Source organism: Demequina pelophila (assembly GCF_000971175.1).
GTDB classification, from domain to species: domain Bacteria; phylum Actinomycetota; class Actinomycetes; order Actinomycetales; family Demequinaceae; genus Demequina; species Demequina pelophila.
In genome coordinates this window covers 212,263-227,594 of sequence record NZ_BBLY01000004.1, presented here as the reverse complement: position 1 = coordinate 227,594, position 15,332 = coordinate 212,263, and the positions used below count along the sequence as shown (strand labels likewise).

At 72.7% G+C, this 15,332-nt stretch carries 15 protein-coding genes and 1 tRNA gene; 7 read left to right on the top strand and 9 right to left on the bottom strand.

Going from position 1 to position 15,332, the window contains the following annotated elements; translation table 11 throughout:
• The first annotated feature begins 33 nt into the window (after positions 1-33).
• On the top strand, positions 34-1,158 hold the full coding sequence (serC, locus tag AOM03_RS06765) for a phosphoserine transaminase (RefSeq protein WP_062379636.1): 1,125 nt from the start codon (positions 34-36) through the stop codon (positions 1,156-1,158).
• A gap of 6 nt (positions 1,159-1,164) precedes the next feature.
• Here the strand turns inward: serC and AOM03_RS06760 are convergent, their stop codons facing one another.
• The gene (locus AOM03_RS06760) at positions 1,165-2,103 is read right to left on the bottom strand and encodes a DUF3027 domain-containing protein (RefSeq protein WP_062379634.1); all 939 of its coding nucleotides are present in this window, start codon (positions 2,101-2,103) and stop codon (positions 1,165-1,167) included.
• Positions 2,103-2,483 carry a cold-shock protein gene (locus tag AOM03_RS06755; protein ID WP_062379632.1) on the bottom strand — a complete coding sequence of 127 codons (381 nt, stop codon included), beginning with the start codon at positions 2,481-2,483 and terminating at the stop codon, positions 2,103-2,105. Before AOM03_RS06755 ends, AOM03_RS06760 begins: the two co-directional genes overlap by 1 nt.
• Before the next feature lie 288 nt (positions 2,484-2,771).
• Between AOM03_RS06755 and AOM03_RS06750 the strand changes: the two genes are divergently transcribed.
• From AOM03_RS06750 to AOM03_RS06740, 3 genes are all read left to right on the top strand, one after another.
• Entirely contained in the window at positions 2,772-3,482 is a 711-nt protein-coding gene (locus AOM03_RS06750; protein WP_227589917.1) for an HD domain-containing protein, read from the top strand.
• Positions 3,483-3,564: 82 nt separating this feature from the next.
• Positions 3,565-3,852, top strand: a complete 288-nt coding sequence (locus AOM03_RS06745; RefSeq protein WP_062379628.1) for a WXG100 family type VII secretion target — start codon at positions 3,565-3,567, stop codon at positions 3,850-3,852.
• Between the two features lie 97 nt (positions 3,853-3,949).
• Positions 3,950-4,219 carry a DUF4031 domain-containing protein gene (locus AOM03_RS06740; protein ID WP_062379626.1) on the top strand — a complete coding sequence of 90 codons (270 nt, stop codon included), beginning with the start codon at positions 3,950-3,952 and terminating at the stop codon, positions 4,217-4,219.
• A 550-nt stretch (positions 4,220-4,769) separates the two neighbouring features.
• Here the strand turns inward: AOM03_RS06740 and groL are convergent.
• The 3 genes from groL to AOM03_RS06725 all read right to left on the bottom strand — a co-directional run bounded on the left by groL (position 4,770) and on the right by AOM03_RS06725 (position 7,671).
• Positions 4,770-6,398 carry a chaperonin GroEL gene (groL, locus tag AOM03_RS06735; RefSeq protein WP_062379624.1) on the bottom strand — a complete coding sequence of 543 codons (1,629 nt, stop codon included), beginning with the start codon at positions 6,396-6,398 and terminating at the stop codon, positions 4,770-4,772.
• Between the two features lie 277 nt (positions 6,399-6,675).
• Complete coding sequence (locus tag AOM03_RS06730) at positions 6,676-7,287, bottom strand: LytR C-terminal domain-containing protein (protein WP_062379622.1); 612 nt, start codon at positions 7,285-7,287, stop codon at positions 6,676-6,678.
• A gap of 18 nt (positions 7,288-7,305) precedes the next feature.
• Positions 7,306-7,671, bottom strand: a complete 366-nt coding sequence (locus tag AOM03_RS06725) for a DUF3263 domain-containing protein (protein ID WP_082092218.1) — start codon at positions 7,669-7,671, stop codon at positions 7,306-7,308.
• A 108-nt stretch (positions 7,672-7,779) separates the two neighbouring features.
• Here AOM03_RS06725 and AOM03_RS06720 point away from each other — a divergent pair, with 108 nt between their 5' ends.
• Positions 7,780-8,448 (top strand): uracil-DNA glycosylase, encoded by a 669-nt coding sequence (locus AOM03_RS06720; RefSeq protein WP_062379620.1) that lies wholly within the window; start codon positions 7,780-7,782, stop codon positions 8,446-8,448.
• A gap of 214 nt (positions 8,449-8,662) precedes the next feature.
• On the opposite strand, the gene AOM03_RS06715 is transcribed toward AOM03_RS06720, so the two are convergent.
• The 4 genes from AOM03_RS06715 to AOM03_RS06700 all read right to left on the bottom strand — a co-directional run bounded on the left by AOM03_RS06715 (position 8,663) and on the right by AOM03_RS06700 (position 12,313).
• A tRNA-Thr gene (locus AOM03_RS06715) sits at positions 8,663-8,738 on the bottom strand.
• Positions 8,739-8,876: 138 nt separating this feature from the next.
• On the bottom strand, positions 8,877-9,674 hold the full coding sequence (locus AOM03_RS06710) for a DsbA family protein (RefSeq protein ID WP_062379618.1): 798 nt from the start codon (positions 9,672-9,674) through the stop codon (positions 8,877-8,879).
• A gap of 133 nt (positions 9,675-9,807) precedes the next feature.
• A complete protein-coding gene (locus AOM03_RS06705; RefSeq protein WP_062379616.1) occupies positions 9,808-10,302 on the bottom strand; it encodes a MauE/DoxX family redox-associated membrane protein in 495 nt (164 codons plus the stop codon).
• 175 nt (positions 10,303-10,477) lie between these two features.
• Positions 10,478-12,313, bottom strand: a complete 1,836-nt coding sequence (locus tag AOM03_RS06700; RefSeq protein WP_062379613.1) for a serine/threonine-protein kinase — start codon at positions 12,311-12,313, stop codon at positions 10,478-10,480.
• A 155-nt stretch (positions 12,314-12,468) separates the two neighbouring features.
• Between AOM03_RS06700 and AOM03_RS06695 the strand changes: the two genes are divergently transcribed.
• Both AOM03_RS06695 and AOM03_RS06690 read left to right on the top strand, forming a co-directional pair.
• Positions 12,469-13,632: an ABC transporter ATP-binding protein gene (locus AOM03_RS06695; protein ID WP_062379611.1), complete on the top strand. Its 1,164-nt coding sequence runs from the start codon at positions 12,469-12,471 to the stop codon at positions 13,630-13,632.
• Between the two features lie 168 nt (positions 13,633-13,800).
• Positions 13,801-15,270, top strand: coding sequence for a DUF4032 domain-containing protein (locus tag AOM03_RS06690; RefSeq protein WP_082092217.1), 1,470 nt, complete (start codon positions 13,801-13,803; stop codon positions 15,268-15,270).
• The last annotated feature ends 62 nt before the right edge of the window (positions 15,271-15,332 follow it).

Genomic DNA, 15,332 nt, shown 5'->3' with positions numbered 1-15,332 from the left:
TCCTGCCAGGAGTCCCGCGTCTACAGTGAACCCATGACGGACGCCCTCACGATTCCCGCCGAGCTCCTCCCCCACGACGGCCGCTTCGGCTCGGGCCCGTCGAAGGTGACCGATGCGCAGCTCGCCGCCCTCGCGGCCGCCCAGCCGGGCGTCCTGGGCACCTCGCACCGGCAGCCGCCGGTGAAGAACCTCGTGGGCGACGTGCGCCGGATGCTCGCGGAGTTCTTCGCGCTGCCCGAGGGCTACGAGGTGATCCTGGGCAACGGCGGCTCGACCATGTTCTGGGACGCCGCGGCCTTCGGCCTGGTCCGCGAGAGGGCGCAGCACTGCGCGTTCGGCGAGTTCGGCGCGAAGTTCGCGAAGGCGACCTCGACCGCCCCGCACCTCGCCGCATCGTCCATCCGCACCGCCGAGCCGGGCTCCGTCGCGCTGCCGGTCGCCGAGGACGGCATCGACCTCTACGCCTGGCCCCACCACGAGACCTCGACGGGTGCGATCGCCCCGGTGCTGCGCCCCGCCGGCGCGGAGGGCGCGCTCACGGTGATCGACGGGACCTCGGCCGCGGGCGGCACGCGCCTCGATGCCACGCAGGCGGACGTCTACTACTTCGCGCCCCAGAAGTGCTTCGCCTCCGACGGCGGCCTGTGGTTCGCGCTGGTCTCCCCCGCGGCGATCGCGCGCATCGAGGAGATCGCCGCGTCGGGGCGGTGGGTGCCGGAGTCGCTGTCGCTGGCGGCCGCGCTGACGAACTCGCGCCTCAACCAGACGCTGAATACTCCTGCCGTCGCGACGCTGGTGCTCATGCGCGCGCAGCTCGAGTGGATGCTCGCCGGCGGCGGCATGGAGTTCACGGCCGCGCGCGCCGAGCGCTCGTCCGGGATCCTCTACGACTGGGCCGCGCGCACCGCCTGGGTCACGCCGTTCGTCGCGGATCCCGCGCACCGCTCCCCCGTGGTGACCACGCTCGACCTCGCGGACGACGTCGACGGCGCCGCCCTGCGCGCCGCCCTGCGCGCGAACGGGGTCGTGGACATCGACCCGTACCGGAAGCTGGGCCGCAACCAGATCCGCGTGGGCGTCTACCCCGCGGTCGACCCCGAGGACGTCGAGCGCCTGGTCGCGTCGATCGACTACGTCGCGGCGCGCCTGCCCCGCTGACGCGGGTCAGGCCTGCTCGGGCTCGGGCTTCTCGGACTCGCGGGCTTCTGGCTCGGAGGGCTCGGCCGTCTCCGGGGACGATGCGTCGGCCGGCTCGGCCTCCGCGCTCGGCTCGGGCTCCGCGGCGCCGGTCTCCTCGGCCGCAGGCTCGGGCTCGGGCTCGCCCTCCGCAGGCGCCTCGGGCTCGGGCTCCGGCTCGGCGACGCCGATCTCGAACGGCACGTTGACCTCGTTCTCGAACACCGGGTCGACCTCGGGCCACTGGCTCGAGGTGCGCTCGATGTCCGTCTCCGAGTGCGCGCCGCAGCCGTGGTCCACGCTCACGACACGGCCGTCCGAGGGCGACCACTCGTTCGCGCAGGCGCCGAACGTCATGCGCATCGAGCCCGTGAGCGGAATGAAGAAGGCGCACGTCGAGCACGGCGCGGGCGACGCGATCGCGGAGGCCGCGGAGGGCCCGTGGGAGCCGCGGTGCCAGCGGTCGGCCACGTCTGCGCGGCCCACGGGGCCGAGCACGCGCGGGCGCCCGAGGCCCAGCTCCCAGTTCGCGATCTGGTCCTCGTCCTCGTCGCCGGTCGACTCGTAGCCGGGGACCACGCGCACGTCGTCGGGGATGAGCGGCAGCACCATCGAGGGCTCGAGGTCCCCGGGGCGCACGCGGTCGGCCCACGGCACCCACGCGGGGGCGAGCAGAGCATCGTCCGCGGGTACCAGGTGGGCCTCGCACACCGTCGCGGTCTTCGCGCGCGGGGCGCGGGCGACGGACACCGACCACACCCAGCCGCGGTAGCCGGGCATGGTGCAGGCGAACAGGTGGGTGACCAGGCGGTCCTCGATGGAGACGGCCTCGAGGTGCTCCCCCACCAGCGCGGCGTCGCCGGCGGCCTCGACCGCGGCGTCGCGCGCGAGGTCGACGGCCTTGCCCAGCACGGTGTCGACAGCCATCAGGCGTCCAGATCGTCGGCGACGCGGCGCAGCACTGCCGCGACCTGCTTGCCGCGAGCGGCCTCGGGGTACCGGCCCTTGCGCAGGCCGCCCTGGACGCCATCGAGCAGCTTGATGAGGTCCTCGACGATGATCGACATCTCCTCGGCGCCGCGGCGGCGGTTCGCCACGACCGAGGGGCCCGGGTCCACGATGGTGACGTTCAGCGCGGACGGGCCGCGGCGGCCGTCGGCCACGGAGAACTCGACCTTCGCGCCCTGGCGGACGGTCTCACCCTCGGGAACGGCGGACGCGTGCAGGAAGACCTCCTGGCCGTCCTCGCTCGCGATGAATCCGAACCCCTTGTCGGAGTCGAACCACTTCACTTTCCCGCTGGGCACATCTACCTCAATCGTCACTGCGGCGCCGCACCTCGGCACCGCCCCCGATTCTAGCGGCGATGACCGACGCCCCGCCCGGCCGTCGGTGCGATCCTCACCACGGCACGGCCCGGGCCGCATCGTCGCCAGTCCCCACCGCATCGTCCCCCGGGACCGTCGTCACTGGACCGGCAAGCGGACCCGGACTCTGCATCGTCCCCAAGGACGACACCCCGGGCGCGCGCTTTGCACCCTGGGACCGGTATCGGCAGACTGGGCAGTGTGCTCTCCCGTCGCTCTGAGGTGAAGATGACCACTGCACCCACCCCCGCCTGGCTGCTGCCCGCGTACGTTCGCGCGGCCGTCGCCGCGGGCGCGACCGCGCCGGAGCCCGAGATCGCCGCCGCGGGCTCGCGCCTCCTGGACCGCTGGACCAATCCGGCCCGCCGCTTCCACGACGTGCGCCACCTGGTCGAGCTGCTCACCCGCGTCGACGAGCTCCAGCAGGAGACCCGCAAGCCGCAGTGCGTGCGCCTCGCGGCCTGGTACCACGGGGCCGTGTTCTCCTCCGACACGGAGACCGCGAAGGCCCACCGCGGCGGCGAGGACGAGGCCGCGAGCGCCCAGTACGCGCGCGAGCAGCTGTCCGCGCTCGGCGTGCCAGAGGAGAAGGTCGAGTCGATCGCGGAGATGGTGCACAACCTGCTGCGCCACTCGGCGTTGCCCGGCTCGCCGGACGCGTCCGTGCTGTCCGACGCGGACCTCGCGATCCTCGCGGCCGAGCCCCAGCGCTACAAGGCCTACACGGAGGACGTCCGCGCCGAGTACGCGCACATCCCCGACGAGGACTTCTACCGCAGCCGCCGCGCGATCATCGGCAAGCTGCTGTCGCGGCCGCGCCTCTACACCAGCCCGCTGGGGCTCACGTGGGAGTCGCAGGCGCGCCAGAACCTCACCGCCGAGGCCGCCCGCCTCGACAAGGCACTCCGGAAGATGTCCCCCGCCCCCGACGCGGGCTGACTCTCCCCAGGCTCCAGTGCCGTCGGGGCGCGCCTCCGGCGGCGCGCCTAGCGTCGATCCCACCACACCTTCTGGAGGGACGATGCGCTACCACGTCGATGCTGCGGAGCTCGCCTCCGCGTCCGCCCGGGCCGGGCAGTCCGCGGCCGCCATCCGCGCCGAGGTCGCCGGGATGATGGCCCAGCTGGTCGCCCTCGAGGGCGCCTGGCAGGGCTCCGCCGCCATGGCCTTCGCGGGCGTGCGCGACCAGTGGCAGGGTGCGCAACTGCACGTCGAGGAGGCGCTCGACGCGATCACCTCGGCGCTGGCGGTCGCGGCGCAGTCCTACGAGGAGGCCGAGACGCACGCCACCCGGCTGTTCGGAAGGTAGGCGCGGCGGTTGGCGCCTCCGGCGCTTGGTGGGTCCGCACCTCCGCACCTGTGCAACTCCGCACCCCGGCACCCGGCACCCGGCATACGCTCGAACGGTGATACTCCTCGACCCGCCGCTGTGGCCGCGCCATGGACGCGTCTGGGGCCACCTGGTGTCGGACCTGTCGCTCGAGGAGTTGCACGCCTTCGCCCGTCGCGCGGGTCTGCCCGAGCGCGCGTTCGATCGCGACCACTACGACTACCCGGCCGAGCGGCGCGCCTCGCTCGTCGAACTCGGCGCGGTCGAGGTGTCCACCCGCGAGCTCATCACACGCCTGCGCGCGTCGGGCCTGCGCGTGCGCGCCGCCGAGCGTCGGCGGCAGTAGCGGCGCGCCGGCGACGCTGATGTCCCGCAGGTGCCACCGCACTCGGCCCCCGCTCGCCAGTTGAGGCCGCTCGGCGCAGGATCGGCCTCTTTGGGGAGCGCCAACGCAGGACCATGCGAGAGCTGATCCGACATACGTGTCGGTCTCAGCACGTATGACGGACCGTTCGGCGAAGCGCCCGACATACGAGCCGGGAGCCAGGCGGGAGCCAGCCCCCCTGGCGGACCGTTCGGCGGGCCGTCCGACATACGAGCCGGAAGCCAGCGGGCGACAAGGCGGAGCCACCACCCACGCAGGACCAACCGGCGACGCGTCCGACATACGAGCCGGAAGCCAGCCGGCGAGCAGCCCGGAGCCAGCACCCACGCAGGACCAACCGGCGAAGCGTCCGACATACAGGCCCCCACCCGGCCAGCCAGCCCGCGAGCAGCCCGAAGCCACCACCCAGCCGCCCGAGCACCACGAAGGCCCCCGAGGCGAACCTCGGGGGCCTTCGTGTGATGCTCAGCGCGGACCGGCGAACCGGCCCCGCCGCTGATCAGCGTGGTGCTTAGAAGCCCATGCCGCCCATGTCGGGGGCACCGCCGGCCGGCATGGCCGGCTCGGGCTCGGGCTTGTCGGCGACGACGGCCTCGGTGGTGAGGAAGAGGCCGGCGATCGACGCCGCGTTCTGCAGCGCCGAGCGGGTCACCTTCACCGGGTCGTTGACGCCCGCGGCGAGCAGGTCGACGTACTCGCCGGTCGCGGCGTTGAGGCCGAAGTGGACCGGGAGGCCCTTGACCTTCTCCACGACGACGCCGCCCTCGAGGCCGGCGTTGACGGCGATCTGACGCAGCGGGGCGGTGATGGCCGCCTCCACGATGCGCGCACCGGTCGCCTCGTCACCCTCGAGCTCGAGGGTGCCGAAGGCGGCGGTGCCGGCCTGGATGAGGGCCACGCCACCACCGGCGACGATGCCCTCCTCGACGGCCGCCTTCGCGTTGCGAACGGCGTCCTCGATGCGGTGCTTGCGCTCCTTGAGCTCGACCTCGGTGGCCGCGCCCGCCTTGATGACGGCCACGCCGCCGGCGAGCTTGGCGAGGCGCTCCTGGAGCTTCTCGCGGTCGTAGTCCGAGTCCGAGTTCTCGATCTCGGCGCGGATCTGGCGCACGCGGCCCTCGAGCTGCTCGTGCGAACCCGAGCCCTCGACGATCGTGGTCTCGTCCTTGGTGACGACGACCTTGCGCGCCTGGCCCAGGAGCTCGAGGCCGGCGGTCTCGAGCGAGAGGCCCACCGACTCGGAGATCACGGTGCCGCCGGTCAGGATCGCCATGTCCTGCAGCATCGCCTTGCGGCGGTCGCCGAAGCCCGGCGCCTTGACGGCGACGGCCTTGAAGGTGCCGCGGATCTTGTTCACGACGAGGGTCGCGAGGGCCTCGGACTCGACGTCCTCGGCGATGATCATGAGCGGCTTGCCGGTCTGCATGACCTTCTCGAGCACCGGCACGAGGTCCTTGACCGACGAGATCTTCGACTCGACGAGCAGGATGTACGGGTCCTCGAGGATGGCCTCCTGGCGCTCCGCGTCGGTGACGAAGTACGCCGACAGGAAGCCCTTGTCGAAGCGCATGCCCTCGGTCAGCTCGAGCTCGAGGCCCAGAGCCGAGGACTCCTCGACCGTGATGACGCCCTCCTTGCCGACCTTGTCCATCGCCTCGGCGATGAGCTCGCCGATCGCCGGGTCGCCGGCCGAGATGCCCGCGGTCGCGGCGATCTCGTCCTTGGACTCGACGTCCTTGGCGGCCTTGAGCAGCTCGGCGGTGACCGCCTCGACGGCCTTCTCGATGCCCTTCTTGAGGGCGATGGGGTTGGCGCCGGCCGCGACGTTGCGCAGACCCTGGGTCACCAGGGCCTGGGCGAGCACGGTGGCGGTGGTGGTGCCGTCACCCGCGACGTCGTCGGTCTTCTTGGCGACCTCCTTGACGAGCTCCGCGCCGATCTTCTCGTACGGCTCGTCGAGCTCGATCTCCTTGGCGATCGAGACGCCGTCGTTGGTGATGGTCGGGGCGCCCCACTTCTTCTCGAGCACCACGTTGCGGCCCTTGGGCCCGAGCGTGACCTTGACGGCGTCGGCGAGGGCGTTCATGCCCCGCTCCATGCCGCGGCGGGCCTCCTCATCGAAGGCAATCATCTTTGCCATGAAGGTTTTCCTCCGTCGATGGATTTAGGCCCTCATACCGCCCGCGACGGACGATGCAGGGTGCGGCGTTCAGGTCACGCCGGCCCCGACACCTCGGCAGGAGGGCCACGTCTGTTAGCACTCGAGGTTCCCGAGTGCTAACGAGATTCTGGCACTCTCCCCTGCCGAGTGCAAGCCGGGTCGGGGGTGTTCGCCCGGGGCGTGACAACGCCTCGGGGGACGATGCACGGGCCGGGTGGCCGTGCATCGTCCCCCGAGGCGGAAGGACGGGAGGGCGTCAGCCCAGGTCGGAGACCAGCTGCACCTCGACGGCGTCGCCGGACTGGGTCTCGCCCTGGGTGACCAGGTCGATCCCGAGGGTGTCGGCGACCTCCTGCGCGGTGTCGGCCATCGCATCGTCCCCATAGACCACCTGGTTGGCGGCGGGTCGCTCGCCGGTGAGGTTGGCGGGCGTGACGGCGGTGAAGCCGGAGCCGGTGAGGACGTCCGTGGTGCGGCCGGCGAGGCCGTTGATGCCGGCGCCGTTGAGGACGGAGATCGAGGCGTCGAGGTCGATGACGGGCTCGGGCTCCTCGCTGGGCTCGGGCTCGGCGGACTCGGAGGCCTCGGGTGCGGCCGACTCGGAGGGCTCGGTGGTGGCGTCGGTGGACGCGTCGGCGGAGACGGTCGCGTCGGGGCTCGAGGTGGCCGCGGCGTCGGTGTCGGACGAGCCGCCCGAGCTCCAGAGCACCTGCGCGACCAGGAAGGCCGCGAGTCCCGCGACCACGAAGACGATCAGCGGCGTGATGACGACCGTCCACCACGGCCGAGGCGCGCGGTGGACGCCCACCGGCCCGCCGGCCGCCGCGATCTCGTCGAATTCGTCCCGCTCGTACTGCTGCTTAGCCACGGGTGAACCCTACCCGCTTCAGGGCCGGGATCCGCTTGAGGAGGTCGCCGTGGCGCCCGCGGTCGCGGCCGCGGTGTCGCCGGTCGCGCCGTTCGGCCGGCCGCCCGGGTGCGTCGTCGAGGAGGCACCGCGCTGGCGGGCCGCGCGCATGCGGCGCAGGCGCTGGACCACCATCGGCTCGGCCGCGAGCGCGGCGGTCCGATCCACCAGGGAGCCGAGCACCTGGTAGTACTCGGTGACGGTGAGTCCCAGCTCCGCGCGGATCGCGTCCTCCTTGGCGCCGGCGAAGCGCCACCAGCGGCGTTCGAAGGCCAGGACGGCGCGCTCGTGCTCGTCGAGCGGCTGCTCGGCGGGGTCGAGCGGGTGGGCTGCGGCGGTGTCCACGGGGCCTCCTTTCGGGCGGTTCTGGCGTGCAGGGTGCGGGACACGCTACTCCCGCGCGCGCCGCCCGGCGGTGAGGCGCGGCCGGTTCACCGCATTAGGCTCCGAGCCATGGACGACTGGGCCGACCGCATCGCGTCCGACTGGGTGCCCGCGCTGGCACCGGCCGCGCCCGCGCTGGCCTCGCTCGGAGGCTTCCTGCGCGACGAGCGTGCCGCCGGCCGCGAGGTCCTGCCCCCGGAGCCCGCGATCCTCCGCGCCTTCACGCTTCCGCTGGCGGACGTCCGGGTGCTCATCGTGGGCCAGGACCCCTACCCCACTCCCGGCGATGCGGTGGGGCTGAGCTTCTCCGTCGCCCCCGGCCGGCCCATGCCGCGCTCGCTGCGCAACATCGATCGCGAACTGCGCGAGGACACGGGCGAGTCGCTGACCTCGGGCGACCTGTCCCACTGGCACGACCAGGGCGTGCTGCTGCTCAACCGCGTGCTCACGGTGGCGCCCGGGGAGGCGGGGTCGCATCGGCGCCGGGGCTGGGAGGAGGTGACCCTGCTCGCGGTGCGGGCGCTGGCCGCGCGCGGCGGCCCGCTCGTCGCGATCCTGTGGGGTCGCGACGCCCGCGCGCTCGCCGCCGAACTGCCGGGCGTGCCCTGCCTCGAGTCCCCGCACCCCTCGCCACTGAGCGCGTCGCGCGGGTTCTTCGGCTCACGACCTTTCTCGCGGGCCAACGCCGCCCTGGTCGACCAGGGCGCGGCGCCCATCCGCTGGGGCACCCCCGGCTGAGCAGCGCGCCGGGGTTGCGCTCGCGCCCGGATCACTCGCGCGGCCACGTCACTGATCCACACAGAAAATGCACCTCTCCACACACGGCCCGGCGTGTCGGCGGCGTGTCGCGCGAATATCAGCAGATTCGCGCCGGTTCCGGGCCGCCGTGTGTGGAGGAGTGACGGCGGGGCGGCGTGACGCGCGCAGCGACGGACGCATCCGGCGCCGGAAATGGAGCTGGCAGCGGGACTCGAACCCGCAACCTTCGCTTTACAAGAGCGCTGCGCTACCGATTGCGCCATGCCAGCCTGGGGGACGCCAGAATACCCGCCTCGCTCCCGTGGACACTCCGCACGGAGTGAAACGCAACACGCCGGCGACCAGCCCCGAAACGGGGCGGATCACCGGCGTGTCGACTCAGATTCCGTGCGGAGTGTCCGGGCGGATCAGCCCAGGCCCTCCAGGTATGCCTTGAGGCCGCCCTCGGAGAAGTACGCGACGTCGTTCGGGTCCAGGATCTCCATGTCCGCGAAGTCTCCCGATGCGGACACGGCGATGGTGGGCGTGCCCTGCATGCCGTCCTGCGAGGCCTGGGTGGTCGCCGCGGTGGCCCACTTGCGGAAGTCGGCGTTGGACAGCGACCCGGCCACGTCCTCGGGGACGCCGGCCGCGAGCGCGATCTCCTCGATCTGGTCGTCGCTCAGTCCGTCGGTGCCCTCGGAGGGCTGGTTGACGAACATCGCGGTCATGAAGTCGAGGAACGCCTCGGGCGCGCGGTCGGCGACCACGCCGGCGGCCGCCGCGGAGCGCGTCGAGAACTGCGTGCTGTTCGAGAAGCGGTCCAGGATCGACACCGGGTGGTACCAGACCTGGATCTCGCCGGCCTCGCGCAGCTCATTGAGGTCGGCCTCGTTGATCTGCTCGAACGTGCCGCAGATGGGGCACATGAAGTCGAGGTAGATGTCGACGCGCGGGGCGTCCTCGGGCACGTCCTCACCCACGACGCCGCCGGAGCCCACCGGGATGCCGCCGGACGCGTCCGATGCGGCGGGCGCGGTCGAGCCGGCCTCGCCCAGCGCGGGCACCTTGCCCTGGTTGACGATGAAGAAGATGAGCGCGCCGAACAGCGCGAGGCCCACCACGGAGGCCGCCACGATGATCATGGTGGTCCGGCGCTCCTGCGCCTTGACCTGGGCCTGGGCCTTGGCGCGGGCCGCCGCGGCCCGCTCGTTCTTGCTGGACATGGGTGTCTCCCGGGGGTTGGGTTCTGCGGAGAAATCTAACGAATCCGGGGCCGGGTGCCGTACCAGGGGACGATGCGCCGCCTCCCCGGCGTCCGCCTCGCCCGCCCTGCGGGCACCGGCAACGTGCCGACGATCAGTCGCCCTTCATCCATCCGTCGGCGGAGAAGCGGGACCGCGGCCACGCAACAAGGTAGGCGCCGAGCACGATGAATCCCGCGCGTTCGAGCATGTGCAACGGGTAGTTGGTGGTGCCCTCGGCCACGTCGCCGCCGCCGCCGAAGCAGCCGCAGTCGATCGAGTAGCCCTGGCTCCACGCCCAGATCACGCCGGCGGAGAAGGCCGCCATCATGAGCAGCCACACGATTGCGGACAGTCGGGTGAACAGCCCCGCGAACAGGAACAGCGCGAGCAGCAGCTCCACGAACGGGAGCATGGTGCCCACGAACGGGACGAGCGCCTCGGGCAGCAGGCGGTAGGCGCGGACCGCGATGATCGACTGCGGGATGTCCATCATCTTGGGGATCGCGGCGGCGACCAGGATCACCGCCATCGCCAACCGGACCACCAGGCTCAGCCACGGCTGCACCGCGGCCCATCGTCCGGTCTCGACCTCGCTGCTCACGTTCATTCCCTCAGTGTCCCCCTCGTCGGCGCGGCTGTCGCTCGCCCAACGTCCCGTGGGCGCGGCGTGTTCCGCGGTGGGCAGAAACGAGCGTGGTCGCGCACGCACGAGCCAGGCCACGCAACCGCGGCCGTGCGCGTCGGCGCGGCCACCGATCCCGCCGCACCGTGGCGCATCCGGCCTACGCGAGATCGGGCAGGGGCCACCACCACACGTCCACGCGCAGGTAGACCGCGATGGCGACCACGAGCATCGCCGCCACCGCGACGACGCCCCAGGCGATCACGAGGCCGCGCGTGGGCGACAGCGCCGCCGCGACCCGGTGGGCGCCGGCGCGGGTGTCGCGCATGAACGGCCCCCAGCCCATGACGATGACCGCCGCGAGCGCACCGAGCGCCACCGCCGCCGCGTGCCCCAGGTACTGGGCGGTCTCCGACGGCCCGGCCACGGTGCCCGAGCTCACCAGCCACCAGGCCCCCGCGCCCACGCCCGCACCGGCGGCCAGCGCCGTGAGCGCGGCCGGCACGGTCTCGAACGCGCCGCGCACGGTGTGCCACGGCAACCCGAGCGTCTGCACCACCGCGTCCGAGGTCCGGCGCACCCCACGTCGGGCCTCCGCGGCCTCGATGGCGAGACGCCGACGCCGGACTCCGCGGGCCAGCACCGCGAGCGCGACCAGGGTGAGATACGCGGCGACCGGCGCGAGCGGAGCCGCCACGACGATCGCGGCGCCCGCCAACGCGAGCAGGCCCCTTCGCTTGACGGGGCGCGGCGGGGCGGGCGCGGGCTCGGGGAACTCCCCGGGCGCGCCATACCCCTCAGGCGGTCCGAACTCCCCGGCCTCCCCGGGCCCACCAAGCCAGTCACCTGACTCGTCGCCCCAGTGGTCGCCATGGCCGCCAAACTCACCGCCCCGCACCCCCGGCACCCTCGCGGGGTCCGAGGTGGGCATGACCGCGGTGGAGTCCGACGTGGGCATCACCGCGGTCGGGTCGGAGGCGGGCATCACCGCGGTCGGGTCGGGACCCGGCCACGCCGCGGCGGGGGCCACGCCGGGCTGCGCCCCCGGCATCACCGCGGTAGCACCGGCACCGGCACCGCCACCGCCACCGAGCGCAGGGTGCGCCGCGTCGTCCCAGTCGCGCACGGGTCCGGGAATCGTGTGGGGCGCCGTCGGCGCGGCGGCCCCGACCCCGGGCACCGCCGCCCAGGCGTCGCCGGGCCCGATCGCCTCGGGGCGGGCGCCGCGCAGGGCCGCGACCACGTCCCTCATCCCGGGCCGCGCGTGCTCGTCGCGACCGAGCGCGGCGACCAGCGCATCGGCCCCGGGAACCGGGGGTAGCGAGGGCCGCGCCTCCAGGGTCCGGGAGATCGCCCCCGTCCCGGAGCCGAACGGCGCCTGCGCCGCCATGGCGTAGGCGACCGTCGCGGCCCAGGACCAGCGGTCGGCGGCGGTGCCGGGCTCGGCGCCGTCGATCACCTCGGGCGCGACGTAGCCCGGCGTGCCGGAGACCAGCCCCTCGCGGGTGAGCCGCGCGTCGTCGGTGCGGTGCGCGAGCCCGAAGTCGATGAGCACGGGCCCCTCGGGGCTCATCATCACGTTCGACGGGGTGACGTCGCGGTGGATGACGCCGGCCGCGTGCACCGCCTCGAGCGCGGAGGCGGTGCGGTCCGCGAAGTCCGCGAGCGCCTCCCCCTCGAGCGGGCCGTGCGCCTGGACGTGGTCCCAGAGCGTCTGCCCGGGCACGAACTCGAAGACCACGAAGGTCTCGTCGTCGTCGAGCTCGGCGTCGAGGATGTGCGGGACCGCGGGGTGGCGCAGCGCCTGGAGCGCCTTGACCTCGCGCTCGAGGCGGGCGCGGGCGACCTCGTCCTCGGTGTCGACCAGCTTGAGCGCGGACTCCACGCCGGCCTCGTCGACCACCCGGTAGACGGACCCGGAGCCGCCGGTGCCCAGGCGCGCGAGCACCCGGTATCCCCCGACGATCTCGCCCACCTCGCGCTGCCCTGCGGCCATGCGCCCAACCTACCGGTGGCGGGACCCGCGCCGGAGATGTGGCAGAATCGTGCAATCGGTCCATCCCGGACCGATGCAGTGTCAGTGTTGACACACGGACACTCTTCACTACGGATCGTCCGGCACGTACCTGCCGGTGAAGGGACTACACAGTCATGGCTACTGTGACCTATGACAAGGCGTCGCGTATCTACCCCGGTACCGAGCGCCCCGCGGTCGACGCTCTCGACCTCCAGATCGCCGACGGCGAGTTCCTCGTGCTCGTCGGCCCCTCGGGCTGTGGAAAGTCCACGTCGCTCCGCATGCTCGCGGGCCTCGAGGACGTCGACAAGGGCTCGATCTACGTGGGCGACCGCGATGTCACCCACGTGCAGCCCAAGGACCGCGACATCGCGATGGTGTTCCAGTCCTACGCGCTGTACCCGCACATGACCGTCGCGGACAACATGGGCTTCGCCCTGAAGATCGCGAAGGTCGAGAAGTCGAAGATCCGCGAGCGCGTCGAGGCCGCCGCGAAGATCCTGGACCTCACCGAGTACCTGGACCGCAAGCCCAAGGCCCTCTCCGGTGGTCAGCGTCAGCGTGTGGCCATGGGCCGCGCGATCGTGCGCCAGCCGCAGGTGTTCCTCATGGACGAGCCGCTGTCGAACCTCGACGCCAAGCTCCGCGTCCAGACCCGTACCCAGATCGCCGCGCTCCAGCGTCGCCTGGGCACCACCACCGTCTACGTCACCCACGACCAGGTCGAGGCGCTCACCATGGGCGACCGCATCTGCGTGCTCAAGGACGGCGTCCTGCAGCAGGTGGGCACCCCGCGCGAGATGTACGACACCCCGGCGAACGTGTTCGTCGCGGGCTTCATCGGCTCGCCGGCCATGAACCTGTCGACCTTCCGCGTCGAGGACGGCCACGCGCTCGTGGGCCCCGCCCGCGTCCCGCTGCGCCGCGACACCCTCGCCAACATGACGGACGCCGACAAGGGCGACGTCGTGCTCGGCTTCCGCCCCGAGTCGCTCGACCGCGTGGCCCCGAACACCCCGGGCGCCGTCCCGGTCGAGGTCAACGTCGTCGAGGAGCTCGGCTCGGACGCGTTCCTCTACGGCTCGCTCCCGACGCCGGCCGCGACCGGCTCGGAGAACGTCGTGGGCGGCTCGGGCGACGTGATCGTCCGCGTCGACCCCCGCGACGTCCCCGCCAAGGGCGACACCGTGTGGGTCACCATCCGCGAGGGCGAGCAGCACGTCTTCTCGGCCGCGACCCAGCAGCGCATCTCGACGCACTCGGTCCAGACCGACGCGTCGCGCACGCTCAAGGCGTAACACCCCGCTTCACCGACAGGGCCGTCCCGGTTGCGACCGGGGCGGCCCTGTCGCCTTTCCGGGGGACGATGCACGGGCCGGGTGGGCGCCCGGGGCGCCCCGGTGCATCGTCCCCAGGCACGCGCATCGTCCCGGGCCGGGCGCGAAAGGCGCGGCTACCCTGAACCCATGCCGCACATCACCGGAGCCGTCGACGCGTCACTGATGGAACTGCCCTGGGAGATCCCGCTGTCCGCGTGGCCCGAGGAGCGCATCGCGGCGCTGCCGCGAGGACTGTCGCGGCACGTGGTGCGGTTCGTGCGCCACAACGGCGCCGTGCTGGCGGTCAAGGAGACCAACCGCGAGATCGCCTACCGCGAGTTCGAGATGCTGCGCGAGCTCGAGCGCATGGATGCGCCGTGCGTGCACGCCGTGGGCGTGGTGACGCGCCGCTACGACGGCTCGGGCGAGGAGCTGTCCGCGGCGCTCATCACCGAGCACCTCGCCTTCTCCCTCCCCTATCGCGCGCTGTTCTCGACCGCGCTGCGCAAGGGCACGCTCAACCGCCTCATCGACGCGCTGTCCGTGCTGCTGGTGAAGCTGCACGTCAACGGCTTCTACTGGGGCGACGTGTCGCTGTCGAATGCGCTGTTCCGCCGCGACGCGTCCGAGTTCTCCGCGTACCTGGTGGACGCGGAGACCGGCGACCTGCACGAGCGCCTCACGGACGGTCAGCGCTCGTACGACATCGAGATCGCGACCACCAACATCATCGGCGAGATCCTGGACCTGCAGGCGAACGAGGACCTCGACGAGAGCGTCGACCCCTTCGCCGTGGGCGAGCGCCTCGAGTACAAGTACGGCAAGCTGTGGTCCGCGCTCACCGAGACCGAGGTGTTCGACGGCAACATCCCCTACCGCGTCTCGGAGAAGGTGCGCCAGCTCAACGAGATGGGCTTCGACGTGGGCGAGCTCGACATGCTCACCACGCCCGACGGCACCGGCGTGCGCATCCGCCCCAAGGTCGTGGACGCGGGCTTCCACTCGCGTCGCCTCATGCGCCTCACCGGTCTGGACGTCCAGGAGAACCAGGCGCGACGCCTGCTCAACGACCTCGACGAGTTCCGCGCGGTGCGGGACACCGGAGACGACGAGGCCTTCGCGGCGCACGAGTGGCTCACCACCATCTTCGAGCCCACCGTGCGCGCCGTGCCCCGCGAGCTGCGCGGCAAGCTCGAGCCGGCGCAGGTGTTCCACGAGGTGCTCGACCACCGCTGGTTCCTTGCCGAGGCCGCGGCCAAGGACGTGTCCATGCCCGTCGCCACCGCGTCGTACGTCAAGAACGTGCTGCCGCTGCGCCCCGACGAGCGCGCCGTGCTGGGCCGTTCGCTCGCGGAGATGACCGCCGAGCTCCCCGCCCTCACCGACGAGGTGGGCGACACCTTCGAGCGCCAGGACCCCAACGCCATCGACAACACCTACGCCTGGGGCGAGGTGCCCGCGCCGGAGAACCCCGAGCCCCCGCAGGTGCAGCGCGTCTCGACGCTGCGGCCCGCGCCCGAGCGCTCGCCCCTGACCGGAGAGGTCGCCCAGAAGGAGGCCGATGCGGCGGTCGCCGAGGCCGAGGACCGCGGGGCCTCCGAGGAGGCCGGGTTCTAGGGACGCGCCGCGAGGGGCCCCTCGCGGGACCCTCGTCGGCGGCTCCTCTCGCCGGCCCCCTC